General features: G+C 71.1%; 19 protein-coding genes. 7 read left to right on the top strand and 12 right to left on the bottom strand.

Annotation, left to right across the window (positions count from 1 at the left end; translation table 11 throughout):
- Positions 1-316: 316 nt before the first annotated feature.
- The 12 genes from DK412_RS20965 to DK412_RS20910 form a co-directional block, all read right to left on the bottom strand.
- Positions 317-988 carry a transposase gene (locus tag DK412_RS20965; protein ID WP_204165412.1) on the bottom strand — a complete coding sequence of 224 codons (672 nt, stop codon included), beginning with the start codon at positions 986-988 and terminating at the stop codon, positions 317-319.
- Positions 946-1,662, bottom strand: coding sequence for a hypothetical protein (locus tag DK412_RS20960; RefSeq protein WP_109973536.1), 717 nt, complete (start codon positions 1,660-1,662; stop codon positions 946-948). Before DK412_RS20960 ends, DK412_RS20965 begins: the two co-directional genes overlap by 43 nt.
- A gap of 185 nt (positions 1,663-1,847) precedes the next feature.
- Positions 1,848-4,367: a PAS domain-containing protein gene (locus DK412_RS31450; RefSeq protein WP_109973535.1), complete on the bottom strand. Its 2,520-nt coding sequence runs from the start codon at positions 4,365-4,367 to the stop codon at positions 1,848-1,850.
- A 72-nt stretch (positions 4,368-4,439) separates the two neighbouring features.
- Positions 4,440-4,745, bottom strand: coding sequence for a SelT/SelW/SelH family protein (locus DK412_RS20950; RefSeq protein WP_109973534.1), 306 nt, complete (start codon positions 4,743-4,745; stop codon positions 4,440-4,442).
- A gap of 55 nt (positions 4,746-4,800) precedes the next feature.
- Entirely contained in the window at positions 4,801-5,172 is a 372-nt protein-coding gene (crcB, locus tag DK412_RS20945; protein ID WP_109973533.1) for a fluoride efflux transporter CrcB, read from the bottom strand.
- 372 nt (positions 5,173-5,544) lie between these two features.
- Positions 5,545-6,540 carry a P1 family peptidase gene (locus DK412_RS20940; protein WP_109973532.1) on the bottom strand — a complete coding sequence of 332 codons (996 nt, stop codon included), beginning with the start codon at positions 6,538-6,540 and terminating at the stop codon, positions 5,545-5,547.
- Positions 6,537-7,004 carry a cytochrome c-type biogenesis protein gene (locus DK412_RS20935; protein ID WP_109973531.1) on the bottom strand — a complete coding sequence of 156 codons (468 nt, stop codon included), beginning with the start codon at positions 7,002-7,004 and terminating at the stop codon, positions 6,537-6,539. Before DK412_RS20935 ends, DK412_RS20940 begins: the two co-directional genes overlap by 4 nt.
- 18 nt (positions 7,005-7,022) lie before the next feature.
- Positions 7,023-9,020, bottom strand: a complete 1,998-nt coding sequence (locus DK412_RS20930) for a heme lyase CcmF/NrfE family subunit (protein ID WP_109973530.1) — start codon at positions 9,018-9,020, stop codon at positions 7,023-7,025.
- A gap of 152 nt (positions 9,021-9,172) precedes the next feature.
- Positions 9,173-9,691 carry a cytochrome c maturation protein CcmE gene (gene ccmE / locus DK412_RS20925; RefSeq protein ID WP_109973529.1) on the bottom strand — a complete coding sequence of 173 codons (519 nt, stop codon included), beginning with the start codon at positions 9,689-9,691 and terminating at the stop codon, positions 9,173-9,175.
- A gap of 329 nt (positions 9,692-10,020) precedes the next feature.
- On the bottom strand, positions 10,021-11,169 hold the full coding sequence (ccmI, locus tag DK412_RS20920) for a c-type cytochrome biogenesis protein CcmI (protein WP_109973528.1): 1,149 nt from the start codon (positions 11,167-11,169) through the stop codon (positions 10,021-10,023).
- A gap of 122 nt (positions 11,170-11,291) precedes the next feature.
- A complete protein-coding gene (locus DK412_RS20915; RefSeq protein WP_109973527.1) occupies positions 11,292-13,058 on the bottom strand; it encodes an SLC13 family permease in 1,767 nt (588 codons plus the stop codon).
- 268 nt (positions 13,059-13,326) lie between these two features.
- Complete coding sequence (locus DK412_RS20910; RefSeq protein WP_109973526.1) at positions 13,327-13,605, bottom strand: helix-turn-helix domain-containing protein; 279 nt, start codon at positions 13,603-13,605, stop codon at positions 13,327-13,329.
- A 398-nt stretch (positions 13,606-14,003) separates the two neighbouring features.
- On the opposite strand from DK412_RS20910, the gene DK412_RS20900 reads away from it, so the two are divergent.
- From DK412_RS20900 to odhB, 7 genes are all read left to right on the top strand, one after another.
- Positions 14,004-14,561 (top strand): DUF533 domain-containing protein, encoded by a 558-nt coding sequence (locus DK412_RS20900; RefSeq protein WP_109973525.1) that lies wholly within the window; start codon positions 14,004-14,006, stop codon positions 14,559-14,561.
- 238 nt (positions 14,562-14,799) lie between these two features.
- A complete protein-coding gene (locus tag DK412_RS20895; RefSeq protein ID WP_245447786.1) occupies positions 14,800-15,369 on the top strand; it encodes a TetR/AcrR family transcriptional regulator in 570 nt (189 codons plus the stop codon).
- 251 nt (positions 15,370-15,620) lie between these two features.
- The gene (mdh, locus tag DK412_RS20890) at positions 15,621-16,583 is read left to right on the top strand and encodes a malate dehydrogenase (protein ID WP_109973523.1); all 963 of its coding nucleotides are present in this window, start codon (positions 15,621-15,623) and stop codon (positions 16,581-16,583) included.
- 77 nt (positions 16,584-16,660) lie between these two features.
- Positions 16,661-17,857 (top strand): ADP-forming succinate--CoA ligase subunit beta, encoded by a 1,197-nt coding sequence (sucC, locus tag DK412_RS20885; protein WP_109973522.1) that lies wholly within the window; start codon positions 16,661-16,663, stop codon positions 17,855-17,857.
- A gap of 154 nt (positions 17,858-18,011) precedes the next feature.
- A complete protein-coding gene (gene sucD, locus DK412_RS20880) occupies positions 18,012-18,896 on the top strand; it encodes a succinate--CoA ligase subunit alpha (protein ID WP_109958687.1) in 885 nt (294 codons plus the stop codon).
- A gap of 229 nt (positions 18,897-19,125) precedes the next feature.
- Positions 19,126-22,080 carry a 2-oxoglutarate dehydrogenase E1 component gene (locus DK412_RS20875; protein ID WP_109973521.1) on the top strand — a complete coding sequence of 985 codons (2,955 nt, stop codon included), beginning with the start codon at positions 19,126-19,128 and terminating at the stop codon, positions 22,078-22,080.
- Positions 22,081-22,166: 86 nt separating this feature from the next.
- Positions 22,167-23,438: a 2-oxoglutarate dehydrogenase complex dihydrolipoyllysine-residue succinyltransferase gene (gene odhB / locus DK412_RS20870; RefSeq protein WP_109973520.1), complete on the top strand. Its 1,272-nt coding sequence runs from the start codon at positions 22,167-22,169 to the stop codon at positions 23,436-23,438.
- The last annotated feature ends 28 nt before the right edge of the window (positions 23,439-23,466 follow it).

The following is a 23,466-nucleotide window of genomic DNA, read 5'->3' as shown; positions in this document are numbered from 1 at the left end:
GGGACGATTCCCGCCGGGCGCAATCGATCGGCCGACCGACTTCGGATTGACGCAGGGTTGAGGAGGGATCGTCCGGGGAAAAGAGATGGCGCGTCTCCCCTCTCCAGGCGATGCCGGGCTTGCCAGAGATCCTTGCCCGGTATCGCTGCAAGGTGTGGGAGAGGGGCCGTGGGGATCGAAGATCCCGCGTGAGGGTGGCTCGGCTGCCGCAATGATCCTGAACCGTCGAGCTGTGCAGCTCGACGTTCGGCGATTTTTCCTGAGGCCGAGCCACCCTGCGCGATCTTCAATCGCCCCTACCCCTCTCCCGTGTGGGCTACGGCCTTGACGGAAGTGAGTCTCTCGCGAGGAGGGCACCGGCGAGCATGGCCGAGAAGCGCTCCCATCCGCGCGCGACGACCTTGGGACCGGGTGGCGAGTTGGGAGCGTTCCAGCCGCCGTGGCGGGCCACGATCCACTCTAACCAGCTCAGGTTGCCGACGGGGTGAGGGTTGCGCAGGCGGTCCGTGCTGCCCTCGCAGGCCCGCCCCAGTTCCGCGACCACTGGCAGAGCCGCCTTATCCAGAACGTCCTGCATCGGTCGTCGGCTGCCGTCGCGGGCATCGACCAACTGCAGGATCCGCACGGCGGCTCCCAGCGCCAAGGCACTCAGCCGGAACAGCTTGTCTGGCACCCGCACCTGTGTCTCGTCCAGGCCGAGCCCGTCGCGCTTGAGAGCGCGGAACACCTCCTCGATCCGCCACCTCAACCGGTACAGCCGCACCATGTCCTGCGCGGCGGCGGCATCCGGCACCGCCCGCGTCGTCAGAAGCCGCCAGCACAAGGGCGTCACGCCCACAGGCGGCTCGAGTTCCTGCACGCAGACGCCATGCAGCCTCAGGCTGGCCGGCTCGCGGGCGCCTGGGCCGGAGGGACGGACCACCTCGACCGGTCCGGCCTGCAGCCTCACCTTGGCGATGCGGGCCGGCACCCCAGGGCGAGCCGGCACCTCCACGGTGCCGGTTGTCGCGACGGGCCATGACGCCTTGTCCTGAAGGCTGCCCCTTCAACCAGTGGCCGGTCATGGCGTGCCCGCACCAGAAGATCGCTGCCCGCGGGCCGACGGGCGAAGTGGCTGTAGATGTCGCCCTCCTGGTCGGCGACCACGATCAAGCTCCGGGCCGTGTCGGCCAAAGCCGTCGCGGCAGCGGCCGCTCCGGTGATCCAGCGCTGGCTCTCCTTGTCCTCGACTGGCCGCCGGTGACGTGGCGCCGTCTGGCGGGCGGCGCGGGTCCAGAGCTGGGCGTCGACCAAGCCCAGCACCGCCTCGTCCTCGGCATCGACGGCGATGACCGGGTGCAGGAAGAAGCCGGGATTGCGGCCGTTGCCGGCCGGCCCCAGGCCATGGCGGCCAGCAGCAGCTGGGGTGAAGTTGATCTCGCTCGTGTCCTGGACGGCCACGATCGGACGCCCGGCGCAGGCCTGGGCCGTGCGGGCTGCAAAAGCCTGCAGGATGCCCTGCCAGTCAGCGCAGGGCGAGGAAAGGTAGCGATGGGCGGCCGCCGTACCGGCTTCGCTGCCGCCCACCGTGCTCAGCACCACGCTGCCGGTGGTGACGATCCGCTCAAACAGCCACGCCCCCCGGGCCTCGGTGCGTACGTCGCCCGATCCAAAGCCTCGCATCGGTTGTCCTCGCTGAACCGCAAAGACGCCCAACTCACAGACGCCGAACCATTTCCGTCAAGGCCGTAGCCCGTGTGGGAGAGGGGATCCCGCGCTCGATTCTAAATGGGATTTTCCCGGACAGCCCTGCGCCCGTGGGGAGAGGAGAAACCCGCGCCCTGCTTCGTCTCACACAGCCCCGGACCTCACGCCTGCCCCGCCGCCCTACGCCGGACCGGCGTGGCGCCGCTCGCCTCCCGCGGCTCCGGCCGGAGCGCGCCCGGCTCGGCGAGGGGCGCCACGATGGTGCAGACCACACCCTCCCGCGGAAAGCTCAGGCTCACCGTGCCGTCGAGCTCGCGGGCGAGGCTGCGCTCGATCAGGCGGGAGCCGAAGCCGGTGCGGGTCGGGGGGACGACCGGCGGCCCGCCGGATTCCTGCCAGCGCAGCGAGAGGCATCCGTCGGCGACCGACCACGACAGCGCGACCTTCCCCGCCGGCACCGAGAGGGCGCCGTACTTGACCGCGTTGGTGGCGAGCTCGTGCAGCGCCATGGCGATCGAGAGGGCGATGCGGGGCGGCAGGCGCAAGGCCGGCCCACCGACCGCGAAGCGCGAGGGCGCACCCGGCCCGTCGAGGGGGGCGAGGGCGTCCTTGACCACCTCGGCCAGCTCCGCCCCCTCCCAGCTCTCGCGGGTGAGCACGTCGTGGACGCGCGCGAGCGCGATCAGCCGGGCTTCGAAGGCGGTCTTGGCGCCCGCCGCCTGCGGTCCGTCGAGGCCGCGCAGGCTCTGCATCGCGATCGACTGCACGGTGGCGAGCGTGTTCTTCACCCGGTGGTTCAGCTCGTGGACCAGCAGGCGCAGGTGCTCCTCGGCCCGCTTGCGCTCGGTCACCTCCTGGTGGATGCCGATCACCCGGCGCGCCCGGCCTCCCGCATCCCGCTGCACGATCGCCTGGGCGCTGACCCAGCGTTGCGAGGACCCGTCCGGCCGGATCCGGAACTCGGTGCGGTACTCGGATTCGCCCGCGAGCAGGTCGGCGAGCGCGGCCTCGATCCGGGTGCGGTCCTCGGGGTGCACCGTGCGGGTCCAGGCCTCGTGCGACAGGGGGGCGGCCCCGAAGATCTCGGCCGAGCGGGCCGAGAGGCGGTGCTGACCCGAAACGAGATCGATCTCCCAGGTCCCGAGGCGCCCGGCGGCCAGCGCCAGCCGCAGGCGCTCCTCGCCCTCGCGGAGCGCCGTCTCGGCGTCCTTGGCCTCGGTGATGTCGACGTTGCAGCCGGTATAGCCGAGGAAGCGGCCGTGATCGTCGAGGCGGGCGACGCCCTCGCACAGGATCCAGCGCGTCGCCCCGTGCCGGTCGATCACCCGGGTCGCGTGGCGGAACGGCGTGCGCGCCGCGAAGGCGCTCTCGAACGCCGCCTCGAAGCCGGGCAGGTCGTCCGGGTGGATGATCTCGCGCCAGCGCCCTTCCGTCAGCGTCCCGGTCGAGCGGCCGAACAGGTAATCGTAGTGGAGGTTCACGAAGACGATCTCGCCCGCGTCGTCGGTCATCCAGATCAGGGCCGGGGCGGAATCGGCCATGTGGCGGAAGCGCGCCTCGCTCTCGCGGAGCGCAGCGAGGCTGCGGCTCTGCTGCTCGAGCGCCTGATCGCGCTCGGCGATGCGCCGGCGCAGGCTCTGCGAGGCGTCGGCGAGGGTGTCGGCGAGCTGGCGGATCTCGCGGATCGGCGTCGAGACCCGCGGCACCGGCTGGCCGGCGGCGAGCGCCCCGCCGGCCGCCGCGAGCTGGCGCAGGGGCTCGGCGACCCGGGCCCACAGCTTGACCGCGAGCACCGACGACACGGCGAGCGCCAGGAGCCCGAACCCCCCGAAGGCCACGACCCAGTGGCGCAGCGGCGCCTCGACCTGCTGCCGGGGGATGCTGGCGCCGACGGTCCAGCCGGCCGCCTTGGCGGCGGTCTCGACGTAGAGCACCGGTCGCCGGCGCCGGTCGACGCCCTCCCAGATGTCGGCGGCGGCGGTCGGATGGCCGCGCAGGGCGGCCTGCATCGGCTGGCCGGCGAGGCCGGCATGGTCCTCCGAGCGGGCGAGCAGGAGGCCGTTGCGGTCGATGATCCCGGTGGTCCAGCCCGGCGCGAGGTCCTGGACCAGGATCTGGTGCAGCCGCTCCACCGGCACCGTGACGCTGAGCACGTAGGTCGGCACCCCCTCGATCGTCACCGGCACCGCGACGTCGTAGGTCGGCGGCCGCCCGGGCGCGCCGGCGCGGACGCCGCCGATCACCGGGCGCGTCGTCGCCAGCACCGCCTCATCCTCGGGATGCGGGTCCTGCGGCAGCGGCGCGCCGGGGGGCAGGGCGGTGTTGACGAGCTGGCTCCCGTCCCGCCGGCGCAGGGAGAGGTGGAGGCCCGTCGTCTCGGTCACCGCCCGGGCCTGGGTCTCGAAGCCGCCGAGGCCGTCTTGCTTCAGCCGCGGCGAGGCCGCGAGGGTCTGCAGCACCGAGACCAGCCCGGCGATGTCGCGGTCGATGCTGAGCGCGATGCCGCGCACGCTCTCGCGGGCATCCTGCTGGAAGCGGATCCGCTCCAGGGAGGCGTAGCGGCCGAGCAGCACGGCGGTGAACAGGAGGCCCGGCCCGATCAGGGCGATCGCCAGGGCGACGAGGTAGACCTGCGTCGACAGCCCGTCCCGCCGCAGGGCGTGGAGCCGGCGGCGGATCATGGCGTGGTCCTCATGACGGGGTCCGAAGGGAAGGTCCTGGCGGCGCGCGGGTGGCGCGGCATGGTCAAGGCGTCAGGCCCTGTCGATGTGGCCGAGGTCGCGGCCCGGCTCGATCCGGTCGCGCACCCGCTGCTTGAGGGTCTTGATGTCGGGAAATCCCCCGTCGCGCTTGCGCTCCCAGATCAGGGCGTCGCCGCAGGTGATCGCGAAGGCGCCGCCGGTCCCGGGGATCAGCGCGACTTCGCCGAGATCGTCGCGGAACGTGGAGAGCAGCTCCTGCGCCATCCAGCCGGCCCGCAGCAGCCAGTTGCACTGGGTGCAGTAGGTGATGGCGATGCGGGGCTTCTCGGCCTCTGGACGGGGGGCTGTGTCGCTCATCTTGAAGAAGACTCCGCCTCCGATCCCCCCGCTTGTCAACCCGCCGGGCCTCCGTTCACGCGAGCTGGCGCAGCACCCAGAGGCTCGCGGCGACGCCCGCGATGCCGGCCGCCACCGAGACGCCGACATAGGTGAGCGCCGCCGCGTGCGCGCCGCGCTCCCAGAGCAGGAACGCCTCGAGCGAGAAGGTCGAGAAGGTGGTGAAGCCGCCGAGAACCCCGGTGGTGAGGAACAGCCGCAGGGCCTGCGGCCCCGCGCCCCTCGCGGCGAACCAGCCGGTGAGCACCCCCATCAGGATCGAGCCGGCGATGTTGATCAGCATGGTGCCGAACGGAAAGCCGCTGCCCGCCCGCGCCGCCCAGAGGTTGACGCCGTGGCGCAGGGCCCCGCCGAGGCCGGCGCCGAGAAAGACCACCAGGTAGCTCACCGCCTCGACCTCTCCTTCGATCGCGAGGCTTCTGCCACGGCTCGGTCGTCCGGGCGAGGCCGCCGGCGCAACCTTGGCCCGCGCGCCGCACCAGATTCCATTCGATGCCGATCGGCCCCCGGCCGGCGTAGCGCATGGGGTCACGGCGGGACTGCGGTATCGATTGTGAGGAGTGGGGCGGGCGTACCGGATCGGGCGCCCACCCTTCACCCTTGGCGACCCGGACCTTTCCGGGCCCGGTACGGTCCTACACGACTGCAACGAAGTGGAAGGAGATCCGGGATCCAGCGCAAAAAGTCGCGAAGCGTCCTTTGACGCTCCAGTCGTCCGGGAAAGGGTCGGGTGTGAAGAACGGGTAGGGGCTTAACCCTCTCACCCCTCGAACCGGTCCCGCCACGCCGCTTGCGCCCCCGTCACCGGCAGGGCGCGCGCATGGTAGACCCCGAGCGCCACCGCCCGCGCCAGCACCCGCGCCGCCGCGTCGCCCAATCGCGCCAGATCCCCGACGGGATCGGCGAGCGGCACGGCGCCGGTCGCGGCGGAGAAGACGAGGTCGCCGTCGAGGGGTGTGTGGGCCGGCACGATCGCCCGGGCGAGACCGTCCTGCGCCGTCACGGCGAGGCGGCGGGCCTCGGCCTTGGTCAGGCGCGCATCGGTCGCGACCACCGCGATCGTCGTGTTGGCGCCCGGCATCGGCTTTGCCGGCCAGGCGAAGGCGTCGGGCGGGATTTTTGGCGCAGGGCCGAGGCCTCCGAACTCGGTTCCCTCCTCGAACGGCCCGGCCCAGAAATGCGGTCCGTCCCCGACGGTGACCCGTCCGAGGGCGTTCACCGCCACCAGGGCGGCGACGCGGGCGCCCGTGCCCTCGACCAGGGCGGAGGCGCTGCCGAGGCCGCCCTTGAGGTTGGCGGTCCGGGCGCCGAGCCCGGCCCCGACCGAGCCCATCGCCACCGGACCGGCGCTCGCCGCGACGGCCGCGGCGTAGCCGAGATCGCGGTAGGGCGAGAAACGGCCCCACGCCTTGTCGCCGCCGTTGAGGAGGTCGAACAGGATCGCCGCCGGCACGATCGGCACCCGGGCCGGGCCGACCGCGAAGCCGCGACCGGTCTCGGCGAGGCGGGCGACGACACCGGCGGCGGCATCCAACCCGAAGACCGAGCCGCCGGACAGGACGAGGGCGTCCACCCCCGCCACCGTGCGCTCGGGATCGAGGAGATCCGTATCCCGCGTGCCCGGCCCGCCGCCGCGGATATCGACCGCGGCCACCGTCGGTGCATCGAAGACGATCGCGGTGGTGCCCGAGAGGGCGCGGGCATCCTCGGCGTGGCCGACGCGGATGCCGGCGATGTCGGTGAGGCCCCCGCTCATCGCGATTCGGCCCGGCGCATCAGGTCGGCGACCGCCGCCTCTTCGGCGGCCGAGAGGGCCTTGGGCTGGGACGCCTTCCGCTTACGGGAGGTCGCGAAGAGGGCGAGGCCGCCGAGGCCGACCACCAGCACCGGGGTCAGCCAGAGGAGCGCGGTGTGCCAGGCGACGACGGGGCGCAGCAGCACGAACTCGCCGTAGCGCTGCACCACGTAGCGCAGCACCGAATCGTCGTCGTCGCCCTGGCGCAGGCGCTCGCGCACGATCAGCCGCAGGTCACGGGCGAGCGGCGCGTCGGAATCGTCGATCGACTGGTTCTGGCAGACGAGGCAGCGCAGGCCCGCCGAGATCGCCCGGGCCCGCTTCTCCAGGGTCGGGTCCTTCATCACCTCCTCGGGCTGCACGGCGCCGGCGGCGACGGGCATGAGGAGCGCCAGGGCGAGGAGGGCGGAGCGGAGCGCACGCATCGGGGTGACTGACCTGTCCTACTCTGCGGGGACCGAGTGGGGCGGCACCGGGCCGGCGGCGTCGCGGATCGCCGGCCGCAGGGCCGGGGCGCCGACGCGGAAGCGCCGGTCGGTGAGGGAGAGGCCGCCGCCGAGCGCCATCACCACGGCGCCGAGCCAGATCAGCAGCACCAGGGGCTTGTAGTACAGGCGGATGCCGAGGCTGCCGTCGGTCCCGGTCTCGCCGACGCTGGCATAGACCTGGCTCACCCCGAGGGTGAGCAGGCCCGCCTCGCTCACCGACATGTTGCGCGACGCGTAGAAGCGCTTGCCCGGCTCGATCACCCCGACCGGGTCGCCGCCCTCGCGGATGGTCAGATGGGCCACGGTCTCGGTGTAGTTCGGCCCGGTGCGGGGCAGGACGCCCTCCAGAGCCGCGACGTAGGGACCGGCGCGCAGCTCGCCGCCGCGCTTCACGGTGGCGAGGGATTCGACGCTCCAGGCCTGGGCGGCGATGCCGATCACCGTGACGCCGACGCCGGCATGCGCCAGCGCCGTGCCCCAGGCCGAGCGCGGCAGGCCGGCTGCGCGGCGCAGCGACAACCCGAATGTCTTGCCCTTCGCCCGGGTGACGATCTCGAGGGCGGCGCCCAGGATCAGGTAGGCGCCGAGCCCGATGCCGAGCGGCGCCCCCACCGGTCCGCCCCAGGTGACCGCGATGGCCAGAAGCGCAACGGCGAGCGCGAGCGCGAAACCGACGAACAGCCGCTGGCTCGCCGCCGCGAGGTCGCCGCGCTTCCAGGCGAGCGTCTGGCCGAACGGCACCACGAGGAGCAGCGGCACGGCGAGCGGCAGGAAGGTCAGGTTGAAGAAGGGCGGCCCGACCGAGATTTTTTCGCCCGTCAGCGACTCGAGGACGAGCGGGTAGAGGGTGCCGACCAGCACCGTGGCGCAGGCCGCCGACAGGAACAGGTTGTTCATCACCAATGCGCCCTCGCGCGAGATCGGCGCGAACAGGCCGCCCTGGCGCAGGGTGGGGGCGCGCCAGGCGTACAGCGCCAGCGAGCCGCCGATGAACAGGACCAGGATGCCGAGGATGAAGGTGCCCCGGGTCGGGTCGGTGGCGAAGGTGTGGACCGAGGTGAGGACCCCTGAGCGCACCAGGAAGGTGCCGAGCAGCGACAGCGAGAAGGTCAGGATGGCGAGCAGCACCGTCCAGACCTTGAGCGCGTCGCGCTTCTCCATGACGACGGTGGAGTGAACGAGCGCCGTGCCGGCGAGCCAAGGCATCAGCGAGGCGTTCTCGACCGGGTCCCAGAACCACCAGCCGCCCCAGCCGAGCTCGTAATAGGCCCAGTACGACCCCATGGCGATGCCGACGGTGAGGAAGCACCAGGCCGCCAGCGTCCAGGGCCGCACGGCGCGGGCCCAGGCGGCGTCGATCCGGCCCTCGATCAGGGCCGCGATGGCGAAGGCGAAGGTGATCGAGAAGCCGACATAACCGAGATAGAGCAGCGGCGGATGGATCGCGAGGCCGGGATCCTGGAGCAGCGGGTTGAGGTCGCGCCCCTCGACCGGGGCCGGGTTGAGCCGGGCGAACGGGTTCGAGGTGACGAGGATGAAGAGCAGGAACACCGCGGTGATGGCGGCCTGCACGCCGAGCGTGTTGGCGCGCAAGGTGGGCGGCACGGCGTTGCGGGCGAGCGCCACCACGGCGCCGAACAGCGCCAGGATCAGCACCCAGAGCAGCATCGAGCCCTCGTGGTTCCCCCAGACGCCGGAGATCTTGTAGATCAGCGGCTTCATCGAGTGCGAGTTCTCGACGACGTTCTGGACCGAGAAGTCCGAGGTGACGTGGGCGTAGGTCAGCGCCCCGAACGCGAAGGCGATGCACGCGAAGGTGGCGAGCGCCGCCGGCACCGTGACGCTGCGCAGGACGGGGTCGGCGGCGCGGCTCGCCCAGACCGGCATCACCATCTGCGTCAGGGACAGGGCGAGCGCGAGGGCGAGGGCGTAGTGACCAACCTCGATCAGCACCAGGGCGACCTTTCGGTGAGCGTGAAGTCCATCGGGACGGGAGATCGGTCGACGGCTCTCCCGCCCGGCGTCCTGCCGCGGCGGATCGCGGACGTCACCTTAGTCCGCTTCGTGCCGAGCGCCGCCAAGACCTTCCGCCGCACGGGGAGGGACTATTGGACGGCGGTGCGGGAGACGGGCTCGGCCTGCGCGGTTCCGGGCTTGGTCCCGCCTTGCTTGGCGCCGCCTTCCTTGGCCCCGCCTTCCTGCCAGCGCCCCTGCGCCTTGAGGGCGTCGGCGACCTCGCGGGGCATGTAGGTCTCGTCGTGCTTGGCGAGCACGGTGTCGGCGCGAAAAATGCCGTCGGGCTCCAGCACGCCCTCGGTCACCACGCCCTGGCCCTCGCGGAAGAGGTCGGGCAGCAGGCCGCGGTAGCGCACCTGCACGGTCGAGCCGGTATCGGTGACGGCGAACGCCACCTTGCCGTCGGCCTCGCGCTTGAGCGAGCCGGCCTCGACCAGCCCGCCGAGGCGGAAGCGGGTGCCCGGCGCGACCTTCTGGCCCGCCACCTCGGTGGGCGAGCGGAAGAACACGATGGTGTCGCGCATCGCCGAGAGGACGAGCCCGAGGGCCACCGCCAGCACGGCGCCGCAGACGAGGATGAGGACGGAACGGCGGCGCCGGCGCGTCATGGGGCGGGGCTCAGGCGGGACGATGGGGGAGGGGGGTGGCGAGGGTCATGGATGGCGTCTCCCGGGGGCGGCCGGCGCGGGGCCGGCTCTGTTGGTTGTCGGTGTATAGCAGTGCTTGGGCGGCGGTGCCGAGTAGAGCGCGGGCCTGATCCCTCCCCCCTCTGCGGGGGAGGGTGCCCGGCGGAGCCGGGCGGGAGAGGGGAACCACGCTTCCGGAGAGGTCGCGACCGCCATGAAGGGCGCCACGTTCGGCACCGTCGCGGTCCCCTCTCCCGGCCTGCTCCGCAGGCCACCCTCCCCCGCGGCGGGGGGGTCAGGCGTCGCGATCGTCACGGCGCCGCCTTCGGCGCGCCCACTCCCATCTCCCGGGCGGCCTCCTCCACCGGCGCGAGCCTGGCCGGATCGTTCCCGAGGGCGGTCCGGGCCTGCGCCAGGATCTCCTCCGCCCTCGATCGCTCGCCCAGCACCCCGTAGGAGCGCACCAGCCGGGCCCATTCCTCCGGCGTCCCGCCCTTCTCGGCGAGGCGCTGGGCCAGCCCCTCGACCATGCCGCGGACCATGCCGCGCTGCTCCTCGCTCATGCCGGGACCCGCGGCGGGCTTCGCCGCGGCGGGAGGCGGCGCGGTGCCGTCGAGGCGGGCGAGGCTGTCGCGCACCATCGGCAGCCAGGGCGCCTCGGGCGGCGCTCCCGCCGCGAGCGCGGCGTAGCGGGTGCGGGCCTGGGCGCGGTCGCCGTCCTGCTCGGCGGCGCGGGCGAGGTAGAATTGCGGCTTGACCGCGTTGGGATCCTGCTTGAGCGCCCGCTCGAAGGCGTCGCGGGCCCGCGACGAGACGACTCCGTCGCCCGTCGCCACCAGGGCCTCGCCGTAATCGGCGAGCCGGGTCGCATCCTCGCCAAGCAACCTGAGCGAGTTCTCGTAGGCCTTGATCGCGTCCTCGCCGCGCCCGACGCGCAAGTAGACCGGGGCGAGCACCGCCCAGCCGCGGCCGTCCTCCGGCGCCTTGGCGAGGTGCGCCTCGATCTGCGCCACCGCCGCGGCGAGGTCGTTGCCGGCCGATCGCGCATGGGCCAGGCGCTCGGCCTGGGGCTGGGCCGGCAGGTCCGGCGAGCCGTACATCCCGTAGACGAGGAGAGCCACCAGCGGCACCGTCGAGAGGGCGAAGGCCGAGGCCGCGCGGCGCCGACGCAGGGCCGGCTCGCCGACCGCACCGGCGGTGCGGCCGGGCTCGCGGCTCGCCCGCAGCAGGCGGCGCGCCGCCTCTGCCCGGGCCGCCTCGGCCTCCGGCTCGGCCAGGAGGCCGCGGGCCGCGTCGCGGTCGATCTCCCGCAGCTGGTCGCGGTAGAAGCCGGTCTCGGTGGCGATCCGCGCCTCGCCCTCCGGCACGGCCGCGAGCGCGAGCCGGCGCGACATCGGCCAGAGCAGGACGAGCACCGCCAAGCCGGTCATGAGCGCGAAGATGAACCAGATCGCCGTCATGTCACTCCTGTATCCCCCGGGCCCGGGAGACACGATTCTGGCCCGTGGCGACACGGTGTCACGTACGGACAATCCCCTAAGGAATGACGTTTCGGCAAGTGGGGGTTCTCAAGGGCCCCGCCTCACCGCGGCGCCACCGGCCAGAACAGGCTGATCAGCAGCGTGCCGACCACGATCACCATGAGCGAGAGCGGCAGGCCGAGGCGGGCATAGTCGCCGAAGCGGTAGCCGCCCGGACCCATCACCAGGGTGTTGCACTGGTGGCCGATCGGGGTGAGGAAGTCGCAGGCCGCTCCCACCGACACCGCCATCAGGAACGGGTCCGGGTTGAGCCCGAGCTTCTGGGCGAGGCTGGCGCCGATCGGTCCCATCACCAGCACCGTCGCGGCGTTGTTGAGGAACGGCGTCACCGCCATCGCGGCGATCAGCAGGAGCCCGATCGCCAGCATCGGCGGTACGCTCTGCATCGTGTGCGAGAGCGCGCCGGCGATGAGGTCGGTGCCGCCGGTGGCGCGCACCGCGTCGCTCACCGGGATCAGGGCGCCGAGCAGCACGATCACCGGCCACTCGATCGTCTCATAGGCCTCGTGCATGGTCATGACGCGCAGGAGCAGCAGCAGCACCGCCGCACCGAAGAACGCCATCGCCACCGGCACGAGGTGGAGCGCCACCAGCGCCATCGCCCCGGCCAGCACCGCGATCGGGATGTAGCTGCGGCGGCTGTGGCCGAGCGCGAGCTTGCGCTCGGCGAGCGGCAGCAGGCCGAATTCCGAGAGCACCTCGGCCAGGCGCTCGGGGGGAGCACGCAGGACCACCACGTCGCCGGCGCGCAGGCGCACGCTGCCGATGCGCCGGGTGATCGCCGCGCCGGAGCGGCTCACCGCGAGCAACGCCGTGCCGTGGCGCCCGGCGAGATCGGCGCCCCCCGCGGTGGTGCCGGCGAGCGCCGAGCCGTCCGGGATCACCGCCTCGATCACCGCGACCTCGCCCGCGGGGCTCTGCGTGCCGACGAGGGTGAGCTTGGCCCGCGCCACCAGGCGCTCCAGGTCCTCCGGCTCGCCGTCGAGGAGCAGGATGTCGTCGGCCTGGAGCCGCCAGTCCGGACCCGGCACGTAGCGGCGGAAGCGCTCGCGGATGACGGTCGCCACCGTCACGTCGCCGTCGCCGAGCGCCTCCAGCTCGCCCACGGTGGCGCCGACGAGGGGTGATTCCGCCGAGAGGCAGGCCTCGGTGGTGTAGGCCTCGATCCGGAAGGCGTCGGCCAGCGAGCTCCCGGGGCGCCGGTCCTTCGGCAGCAGCCGGTAGCCCACCGACAGGAAGGCGAGGCCCGCCACCGCGAGGCCGAGGCCGACGGGCGTGAAATCGAACATCCCGAAGGGCTCGCCGACGACGTCGGCCCGCACCTTGGCGACGATGATGTTGTTCGACGAGCCGACCAGAGTGACGAGGCCGCCGATCAGCGAGGCGAAGGACATCGGCATCAGGAGCTGCGAGGCCGACGTGCCGGTCTTGCGGCCGAGCTGGATCGCCACCGGCATCAGGATCGCGAGCGCCCCGATGTTCTTGGTGACGACCGAGAGGCCCATCACCGCGCCGGCGAGCGCCGGCACCTGCTGGCGGGGTTTTCGCAGGTAGGGCAGGAACGGGCGCATCGCGCTCTCGATCACGCCGGAGCGGGAGACGGCGGACGAGATCACCAGCGCGCTCATCACGATGATCACCACGTCGTCGGCGAAGCCGTCGAACGCCTTCGAGGCCGGCACCAGCCCGAGCGCGACGCCGGCGACGAGGGAGAGGAGCGCCACGAGGTCGTAGGGCAGCCGCCCCCAGACGAAGAGCAGGACGGTGACCCCGATGAGGCCGAAGGCGAGGCCCTGGTCGAGGGTCATGCGCGGGGGCTCCGGCAGAGGCTCCGGCAAAGGCTCCGTATAGACGGTCGGGGGCGTGTCATGCCGGTGCGGTGATCCTGATGCGGGGTATCGGGCCCTCTAGATTGGGCCGCGCGGGGCGCCGCCCAGGGCAGGGAGGCGAAGAGTTTGCGCGGCGGCGGCCGATCACCCGCGTCGTTGCTCCTTCGGCGGCGCCTGCCGCCCGCAACAGGTCACCGCGACGGTCGTCGGCATGACTCCAGAGAGTCGCGCCTACACCCGCAGGGACCTAGGCGACGGCGTCGGCCACCAGATCCGGGTGCCGCCCGATGACCCGCACGTAGGCGACAGCGAAATCCGGCGCCGTCGCCCGTGCCTGCTCCCAGTCGCGCAGCGTACCGACCGGGACCCGGAAGCGGCTGGCGAACTCGGTTTGCGACAGGCCGAGCCCGGTTCGCGTCCGGCGGATCAGGCGTGCGCGCTGGCTGCGGTCCAGCGCATCGACACTCACGTCGAAATCCTCGGCGTCGACCGGGTCAGCCGGCAGCGCGATAGGCTCGCTCCTCACCCTTGTTGCTCCTTCACACCGAGATGAAACGAAGCAGTTCCCCCCGCCAGACAAACACGCCGGTAAACAGCTTCCCCTCGACGATCCGACCACTTTGAACCTCTCCTCTCCGTCGATCTCGCGAATCGACGGGATGAGCAGATGCTCGTCGTCCTCGAAGATCCGGTCGCCGAAGGCCAGGGGGCAGTTTGTGCTTCTGGCGATTGATCGCGTCCTTGGCGAGGTCGAACCGATCGGCCGTCATGGGTGTGTGACATACGGAAATTCCGTATGATCTGCAACGCGGGCTATGAGAATGCCGGCTGTGGGAGAGTGGCGCACGCGACTTGGCGGCCGAACCAGCGGAGCCCGTCGGGCGGCCGCACGTTGATGCCGACCGCGAGACCCGAGACCCCGCAATGAGCTTCGCCTTCCTCACCCGCGCCTTCGGACGCGACGCGACCGACGAGGTCGAGGAGCCGGAGGCCGCCCCGGCCCGGGCCTCGCGGCGCGACCGGCGGGCGGGGCGCGCGGACGCGGTGGTCACCGAGGCCCTCGCCCAGAAGGTGCTGCACGCCTTCCTGCAGAACCGCCATCAGACCCTGGTGCCGCTGACCCTGAACCTCCGGGTGCTGGAGCCAGGCCAACGCGACCTCGTCATCCAGGCGATGGCGGCGGCCTTCCTGGCCCAGGGGCGCCGGCAGGATCCCGCCCCGGTGCGCGACGCGCTCACCCGGATCAGCGCGGCGGAGGCCGAGCGCCAGCGCCTCGACAAGGCGCTGGCCGCGCCGCTCGCCCTCGGCGACCTCCTCGACGCGATCCTGGACGCCGATCTCGGCGCCTACGCCTACGTCGCCTCGCTGCTCGCCGTCGACCAGCGCCGCAGGGTCAACCAGCTGTATCTGGCCTATCTCGCCGAGCGGCTGGGGCTGGCCGAGGACGTGGTGTCGAGCCTGCACCGGCGCTACCGGGTCTGATACTGCGTCTTTTGCGGCGCCGGCCCGGGGCTTCTCCTGCCGCCGGCCCGCCGCTACCCTGGCGGGATCGTCGCACGACCGGTTCAATCTTGTCCCCGAGTTCCAAGTGTCCCCGAGTCTTACGCCCCGCAGCCGCTCCGGCGCCCAGTCCCGCGACGAGACGTCTCCGACGGACGGACCGTTTCCCGCCGCCCCGGTCTCCCGCGCCAGGCCGGCGCCGCTCTCTGCCGATGCGCGGCTGCTCGCGATCGCCGCCGACCACCTGCGCCGGCTCGGCCACCGGCAGGTCACCGTGGTCGGGGTCGCGGCGGAAGCCGGCATGACGCATGCCAACGTCTACCGCTACTTCCCGTCGAAGACCGCCCTCGTCGACGCGGTGGCGGGCCGCTGGCTGCGCGAGGTCGAGGCCGAGCTCGGCGCCATCGCGGACGCGCCCGACCCCGCCGACGACAAGCTCGAACGCCTGCTCCTGGCGCTCGCTTCGATGCAGCGCGAGGTGCTGGCGCGGGACCCGCACCTGTTCGCCGTCCACCGCGACGCCACGGTCGAGTCGCGGCCGATCGCCCGGCGCCACCGCGGCCGCCTGCGCCAGCTGGTCGAGCGGGTGATCGAGGAGGGGATGAATGCCGGCACCTTCTCGCTGCGCGACCGCGAGCGCGGCCTCGCCTTCATCTTCGACACCAGCCACCGCTTCCTGCACCCGGTCTCGATCCAGCTCGACGCCGAGGTCCCGCGCGACCTGATCGAGGCCCGCCTCGGTGCGGTCATCCGGGCGATGCTGCGGATCCTGCGCATCGGGACCCTGTAAGCCTGCTGACAAACTTACAAAATTGTAACGCGCGGTGGGACATCGCGACAAAATATTGATTCGACTGACAGATTCAGATCGTATGACGAGCCGTGAGCGCGGCGTTAGCGCTGCCCCGGCGCCCCGCGCAAGGCCCTCGGGTTGTCGGCCACGGCTTTTTTCGCCAAAGAGGCACCCGCCGGCGCGGGCTCCTCGCGAGCGGACCCCGGCCCCCCGACGGTTCCACCACACCGCGAAGGATCGGTTCACACATGGCACGCAAGAAGATCGCGCTCATCGGCGCTGGACAGATCGGCGGCACGCTCGCGCACCTCGCCGGCCTCAAGGAGCTGGGCGACGTCGTGCTGTTCGACATCGCCGACGGCGTGCCGCAGGGCAAGGGCCTCGACATCGCCGAGTCGGCCCCGGTCGACGGCTTCGACGCCAAGTACAGCGGCGCCAGCGACTACGCGGCGATCGCCGGGGCCGACGTGGTGATCGTGACCGCCGGCGTGCCGCGCAAGCCCGGCATGAGCCGCGACGACCTGATCGGCATCAACCTGAAGGTGATGGAAGCGGTCGGCACCGGCATCAAGACCCATGCCCCGAACGCCTTCGTGATCTGCATCACCAACCCGCTCGACGCGATGGTGTGGGCGCTGCAGAAGTTCTCCGGCCTCGACCCGAAGAAGATCGTCGGCATGGCCGGCGTGCTCGACTCGGCCCGTTTCCGCCACTTCCTGGCGGACGAGTTCCAGGTCTCGGTCGAGGACGTCACCGCCTTCGTGCTCGGCGGCCACGGCGACGACATGGTGCCGCTGGTGCGCTACTCGACGGTGGCCGGCGTGCCGCTGCCCGACCTCGTCAAGCTGGGCTGGACGACCCAGGAGAAGCTCGACGCCATGGTCGAGCGGACCCGTAAAGGGGGCGGCGAGATCGTCAACCTGCTCAAGACCGGCTCGGCCTTCTACGCGCCGGCGGCTTCCGCGATCGCGATGGCCGAGAGCTACCTCAAGGACAAGAAGCGGGTCCTGCCCTGCGCGGCCCACCTCACCGGCCAGTACGGCGTCGACGGCCTGTTCATCGGCGTGCCGATCGTGATCGGCGAGAACGGCGTCGAGCGCATCGTCGAGGTCGAGTTCACGGCTGAGGAGAAGGCGATGTTCGAGAAGTCGGTCAACTCCGTGAAGGGCCTGGTCGAGGCCTGCAAGGGCATCAACGGCGCGCTGGCGTAAGGCCCGACGGGCGGCGCGGGCAGATCCCGCGCCGCCTCCCCCGACGCCCCGCCTGACTTAAGAAAGCTTGTCGCCCCATGAACATCCACGAGTATCAAGCCAAGGCCGTCCTCAAGGAGTTCGGCCTGCCGGTCTCGAACGGCCGCGCCATCTTCAAGGCCTCCGAGGCCGAGGCCGCCGCCAACGAGCTGGGCGGCCCGCTCTGGGTCGTGAAGTCCCAGATCCACGCCGGCGGGCGCGGCAAGGGCAAGTTCAAGGAGGCCGAGGCCGGCGAGAAGGGCGGCGTGCGCCTCGCCAAGTCGGTCGAGGAGGTCAAGGCCTTCTCCGAGCAGATGCTCGGCCGCACCCTCGTGACGGTGCAGACCGGCGAGGCCGGCAAGCAGGTCAACCGCCTCTACATCGAGGACGGCTCGGACATCGAGACCGAGTTCTACCTGTCGATGCTCGTCGACCGCGAGACCGGCAAGGTCGCCTTCGTGGTCTCGACCGAGGGCGGCATGGACATCGAGCAGGTCGCCCACGACACCCCTGAGAAGATCATCACCTTCTCGGTCGACCCGGCCACCGGCGCGATGCCCCATCACGGCCGCGCGGTCGCCAAGGCGCTCGGCCTGACCGGCCCGCTCGCCAAGGAGGCGGAGGACCTGACCAGCAAGCTCTACAAGGCGTTCACCGCCAAGGACATGAGCATGCTGGAGATCAACCCGCTCATCGTCACCAAGGACGGGCACCTGAAGTGCCTGGACGCCAAGATCTCGTTCGATTCGAACAGCCTCTACCGCCACCCGGAGATCGTGCAGCTGCGCGACGTCACCGAGGAGGACGAGAAGGAGATCGAGGCCTCGAAGTACGACCTCGCCTACATCGCGCTCGACGGCACCATCGGCTGCATGGTGAACGGGGCGGGCCTGGCGATGGCGACCCTCGACATCATCAAGCTCTACGGCGAAGAGCCGGCGAACTTCCTCGACGTCGGCGGCGGCGCCTCGGAGGAGAAGGTCACCGCGGCCTTCAAGATCATCACCGCCGACCCGAACGTGAAGGGCATCCTGGTCAACATCTTCGGCGGCATCATGAAATGCGACGTGATCGCCAACGGGGTGATCGCGGCCGTCAAGGCGGTGGGCCTGCAGGTCCCGCTGGTGGTGCGCCTCGAGGGCACCAACGTCGAGAAGGGCAAGGAGATCATCCGCTCCTCGGGCCTCAACGTGATCCCGGCCGACGACCTCGACGACGCGGCGCAGAAGATCGTCGCGGCGGTGCGCAAGGGCTGAGGAGGGCAGGGCGCCTCTCGCAGGCGCCCTTCTCGTGAGCGGAGCCCGGTCGGGCTCCCCCTCGGCGCAGGTTTCTCAGGTGCGGTGCACCTCAACGCTCGGTCTGCCTGAGCCGCACCGCCCATCCTAGAATGCAGATCTCCGGAGATCGCACGTGTCCATCCTCATCGACAAGAACACCAAGGTCATCTGCCAGGGCTTCACCGGCAAGAACGGGACCTTCCACTCCGAGCAGGCGATCGCCTACGGCACCAAGATGGTCGGCGGCACCTCGCCGGGGAAGGGCGGCGCGACCCATCTCGGCCTGCCGGTGTTCGACACCGTGAAGGAAGCCCGCCACGCCACCGGCGCCGACGCCTCGGTGGTCTACGTGCCGCCGCCGGGCGCCGCCGACGCGATCTGCGAGGCGATCGACGCCGAGATCCCGCTGATCGTCTGCATCACCGAAGGCATCCCGGTCCTCGACATGGTGCGGGTGAAGCGCTCGCTCGAGGGCTCGAAGTCGCGCCTGATCGGCCCGAACTGCCCCGGCATCGTCACCGCCGGCGAGTCGAAGATCGGCATCATGCCGGCCAACATCTTCCGCCCGGGATCGGTCGGCATCGTGTCGCGCTCCGGCACCCTGACCTACGAGGCGGTGTTCCAGACCACCAACGAGGGCCTCGGCCAGACCACCGCGGTCGGCATCGGCGGCGACCCGGTGAAGGGCACCGAGTTCATCGACATGCTCGAGATGTTCCTCAAGGACGACAAGACCGAGTCGATCGTGATGATCGGCGAGATCGGCGGCTCGGCCGAGGAAGAGGCGGCGCAGTTCATCCGTGACGAGGCCAAGCGCGGCCGCAAGAAGCCGATGGTCGGCTTCATCGCCGGCCGCACGGCGCCTCCCGGCCGCCGGATGGGCCATGCCGGCGCGATCATCTCGGGCGGCAAGGGCGGCGCCGAGGACAAGATCGCCGCGATGGAGGAGGCCGGCATCCGCGTCTCGCCGTCGCCGGCGCGCCTCGGCAAGACCCTGGTCGAGGTCCTGAAGGGCTGAGTCGTCCCCTAGGACGCCGATGCCCTTCGCCTCGCGCATGGCAGACGTGGCGTGCGGGATTTGCCTCCCGCACCCACATCGCAAGCAAACGTCAACTCTCTTGAGTTCGTAACACATCCTCGCGCCCGCTCCCGCGGGCGCCCCCACCGTCGATGGACCGCCATTCTCCCGCCTCACCCGGAGGCGAGAAGCCGGCCTCCGATCGACCAGCGCGGATAGACAGATCGCCATGGCACGCCAGGACGCGAACGACGCCCTCCTCGGAACCTCGTTCCTCTACGGAGGCAACGCCGATTACATCGAGGAGCTCTACGCGACCTACACCCGGGATCCCAACGCGGTCGATCCCGAGTGGCGCAGCTTCTTCTCCGGCCTGAAGGAGGAGAGTGCGATCGTCGTCAAGAACGCCGAGGGCGCGTCCTGGGCCAAGCCGAACTGGCCGATCGCCGCCAACGGCGAGATCGTCTCGGCGCTCGACGGCAACTGGGCGCAGATCGAGAAGGCGGTCGGCGAGAAGATCAAGGCCAAGCAGGAGGCCAAGGGCCAGGCGGCCACCCCGGCCGACGTGCTCCAGGCGACCAAGGACTCGGTCCGCGCGATCATGCTGATCCGCGCCTACCGCATGCGCGGCCACCTGCACGCCAAGCTCGATCCGCTGGGCCTGCAGCCGCGCGGCGACCACGAGGAACTGCACCCGCAGCATTACGGCTTCGCCGAGTCCGACTGGGACCGGCCGATCTTCCTCGACAACGTGCTCGGCCTCGAATTCGGCACCATCCGGGAGATCGTCGCGATCCTGGAGCGGACCTACTGCCAGACGCTCGGCGTCGAATTCATGCACATCTCCGATCCGGAGGAGAAGGCCTGGATCCAGGAGCGCATCGAGGGCAAGGACAAGGAGATCTCGTTCACCGAGCAGGGCCGGCGGGCGATCCTCAACAAGATGATCGAGGCGGAAGGCTTCGAGAAGTTCCTCGACCTCAAGTATACCGGCACCAAGCGCTTCGGCCTCGACGGCTCGGAGGCGATGGTCCCGGCGCTCGAGCAGATCATCAAGCGCGGCGGGGCGCTCGGCGTCACCGACATCGTGCTGGGCATGGCCCATCGCGGCCGCCTCAACGTGCTCGCCAACGTGATGTCGAAGCCGTTCCGGGCGATCTTCCACGAGTTCAAGGGCGGCTCGTCGTCGCCGGCCGAGGTCGAGGGCTCGGGCGACGTGAAGTACCACCTCGGCGCGTCGAGCGACCGGGCCTTCGACGGCAACACCGTCCACCTCTCGCTGACCGCCAACCCCTCGCACCTCGAGATCGTCGATCCGGTGGTGCTCGGCAAGGTGCGCGCCAAGCAGGACCAGACCGGCGACGAGCAGCGCACCACCGTGCTGCCGCTCCTCATCCACGGCGACGCCGCCTTCGCGGGCCAGGGCGTGGTGGCGGAGTGCTTCGGCCTGTCGGGCCTGAAGGGCCACCGCACCGGCGGCTCGATCCACTTCATCATCAACAACCAGATCGGCTTCACCACCGATCCGCGCTTCTCGCGCTCCTCGCCCTATCCGTCCGACGTGGCGAAGATGGTCGAGGCGCCGATCTTCCACTGCAACGGCGACGACCCCGAGGCCGTCACCTTCGCGGCCAAGATCGCCACCGAGTACCGGCAGAAGTTCCACAAGCCGGTGGTGATCGACATGCTCTGCTACCGCCGCTTCGGCCACAACGAGGGCGACGAGCCCGCGTTCACCCAGCCGAAGATGTACCAGATCATCCGCAAGCACCCCTCGACGCTGGAGACCTACGGCAAGCGGCTGACCGAGAGCGGCGTGGTGAGCCAGAAGGAGCTCGACGACCGCAAGGCCGAGTTCCGCGCCACCCTCGACAGCGAGTTCGACATCGCCACCGGCTACAAGGCCAACAAGGCCGACTGGCTCGACGGCCGCTGGTCGGGCCTGAAGGCGGTGCGCGAGGACGAGGACGACCCGCGCCGCGGCCGCACCGGCGTGCCGGCCGATACCCTGCGGGAGATCGGGAAGGCCATCACCACGGTGCCGCAGGACTTCCACCTGCACCGCACCATCCGCCGCTTCCTCGACAACCGCGCCAAGGCGATCGAGACCGGCGAGGGGCTGGACTGGGCGACCGCCGAGGCGCTGGCCTTCGGCTCGCTCCTCACCGAAGGTCACCGGGTCCGCCTGTCGGGCCAGGACGTCGAGCGCGGCACCTTCTCGCAGCGCCACTCGGTGGTGATCGACCAGGAGAACGAGGAGCGCTACACGCCCCTCAACCACATCAAGGACGGCCAGAGCCGCTACGAGGTCATCAACTCGATGCTCTCGGAGGAGGCGGTGCTCGGCTTCGAGTACGGCTACTCGCTGGCCGAGCCGAACTCCCTGGTGCTGTGGGAGGCGCAGTTCGGCGACTTCGCCAACGGCGCGCAGGTCGTGGTCGACCAGTTCATCAGTAGCGGCGAGCGCAAGTGGCTGCGCATGTCGGGCCTGGTGATGCTGCTGCCGCACGGCTACGAGGGCCAGGGTCCGGAGCACTCGTCCGCCCGTCTCGAGCGCTACCTGCAAATGTGCGCCGAGGACAACATGCAGGTCGCCAACTGCACGACGCCCTCGAACTACTTCCACATCCTGCGCCGCCAGCTGAAGCGGGACTTCCGCAAGCCGCTGGTGCTGATGACCCCGAAGTCGCTCCTGCGCCACAAGCGGGCGGTCTCGGCCCTCTCGGACATCGCCGAGGGCTCGACCTTCCACCGGGTGCTGTGGGACGACGCCGAGAAGGCGCAGGACGGCGTGAAGCTGTCGAAGGACGACAAGGTCCGGCGCGTCGTGCTCTGCTCGGGCAAGGTCTATTACGACCTCTACGAGGAGCGTGAGAAGCGCGGCATCTCCGACGTGTACCTGATGCGCGTCGAGCAGCTCTACCCGTTCCCGCTGAAGTCCCTCGCCACCGAGATCTCGCGCTTCCGCAACGCCGAGGTGGTGTGGTGCCAGGAGGAGCCCAAGAACATGGGCTCGTGGGCCTTCGTCGAGCCCTACCTCGAGTGGGTCCTCAACCAGGCCGGCTCCGCCTCCAAGCGCCCGCGCTACGTCGGCCGCCCGGCCTCGGCCTCGACCGCCGTCGGCCTGATGTCGAAGCACCTCGACCAGCTCCAGGCCTTCCTCAACGAGGCCCTGGCGGTCTGATCATCCTTCACCGGCGCCCCTCGCGGGGCGCCGCCTGATCCTTGCAGTTCCGGGCGACAGTCCTCGCCCCAACCCCGACGGAAGACATGGCCACCGAAATCCGCGTCCCGACGCTCGGCGAGTCCGTGAGCGAGGCCACGATCGGCCGCTGGTTCAAGAAGCCCGGCGACACCGTGAAGGCCGACGAGCCCCTGGTCGAGCTCGAGACCGACAAGGTCACCCTGGAGGTCAACGCCCCGGCCTCCGGCCAGCTCGGCGACATCGTCGCCAAGGACGGCGAGACGGTGGAGCCGGGCGCGCTCCTCGGCTCAATCGTCGAGGGCGGCGCCTCCGCCGGCAACGGCGCGGCCGCTCCCAAGGCCGAGGCGCCCAAGGAGGCCCCGAAGGCCGCCGCCGAGGCACCGGCCAAGTCCTCGTCCGCCTCCTACGGCAGCCACGGCGACGCCGCCCCGAAGGGCCACGCGTCCGGCGACAACGGCCCGGCCGTCGCGCGCCTCGCCCACGAATCCGGCGTCGACCCGTCGTCGGTGAAGGGCAGCGGCAGGGACGGCCGCGTGACCAAGGGCGACATGCTCTCGGCGATCTCGTCGGGCGCCTCGGCCCCCGCCCCGGCTCCGGCCCCGCAGGTCGCCCGCGCGCCGTCCGCCCCGGACGATGCCTCCCGCGAGGAGCGGGTGCGCATGACCAAGCTGCGCCAGACCATCGCCCGGCGCCTCAAGGACGCCCAGAACACCGCCGCGATGCTGACGACGTTCAACGACGTCGACATGGGCGCGGTGATGGCCCTGCGCCAGCAGTACAAGGACGTGTTCGAGAAGAAGCACGGCGCCAAGCTGGGCTTCATGGGCTTCTTCACCAAGGCGGTGATCGGCGCCCTGAAGGACGTGCCGGCGGTGAACGCCGAGATCGACGGCCAGGACATCGTCTACAAGAACTACTACCACGTCGGCATCGCGGTCGGCACCGACAAGGGCCTGGTCGTGCCGGTGGTGCGCGACGCCGACCAGCTGTCGATCGCCGGGATCGAGAAGGCCATCACCGGCTTCGGCCGCAAGGCCCGCGACGGCAAGCTGTCGATCGAGGACATGCAGGGCGGCACGTTCACGATCACCAACGGCGGCATCTACGGCTCGCTGATGTCGACCCCGATCCTCAACGCGCCGCAATCGGGCATCCTCGGCATGCACCGCATCGAGGAGCGGCCGGTGGTGCGCAACGGCAAGATCGAGGCGCGGCCGATGATGTACCTCGCCCTGTCCTACGATCACCGCATCGTCGACGGGAAGGAGGCCGTGACCTTCCTTGTGCGGGTCAAGGAGGCCCTGGAGGACCCGGCGCGCCTCGTGCTCGACCTCTAAGACCAACCAGCCCCTTCCCCGCCCGGGG

This window comes from Methylobacterium sp. 17Sr1-1 (assembly GCF_003173775.1).
In the GTDB taxonomy this organism is placed as follows: domain Bacteria; phylum Pseudomonadota; class Alphaproteobacteria; order Rhizobiales; family Beijerinckiaceae; genus Methylobacterium.
This window is presented reverse-complemented; position numbering and strand designations above follow the sequence as displayed.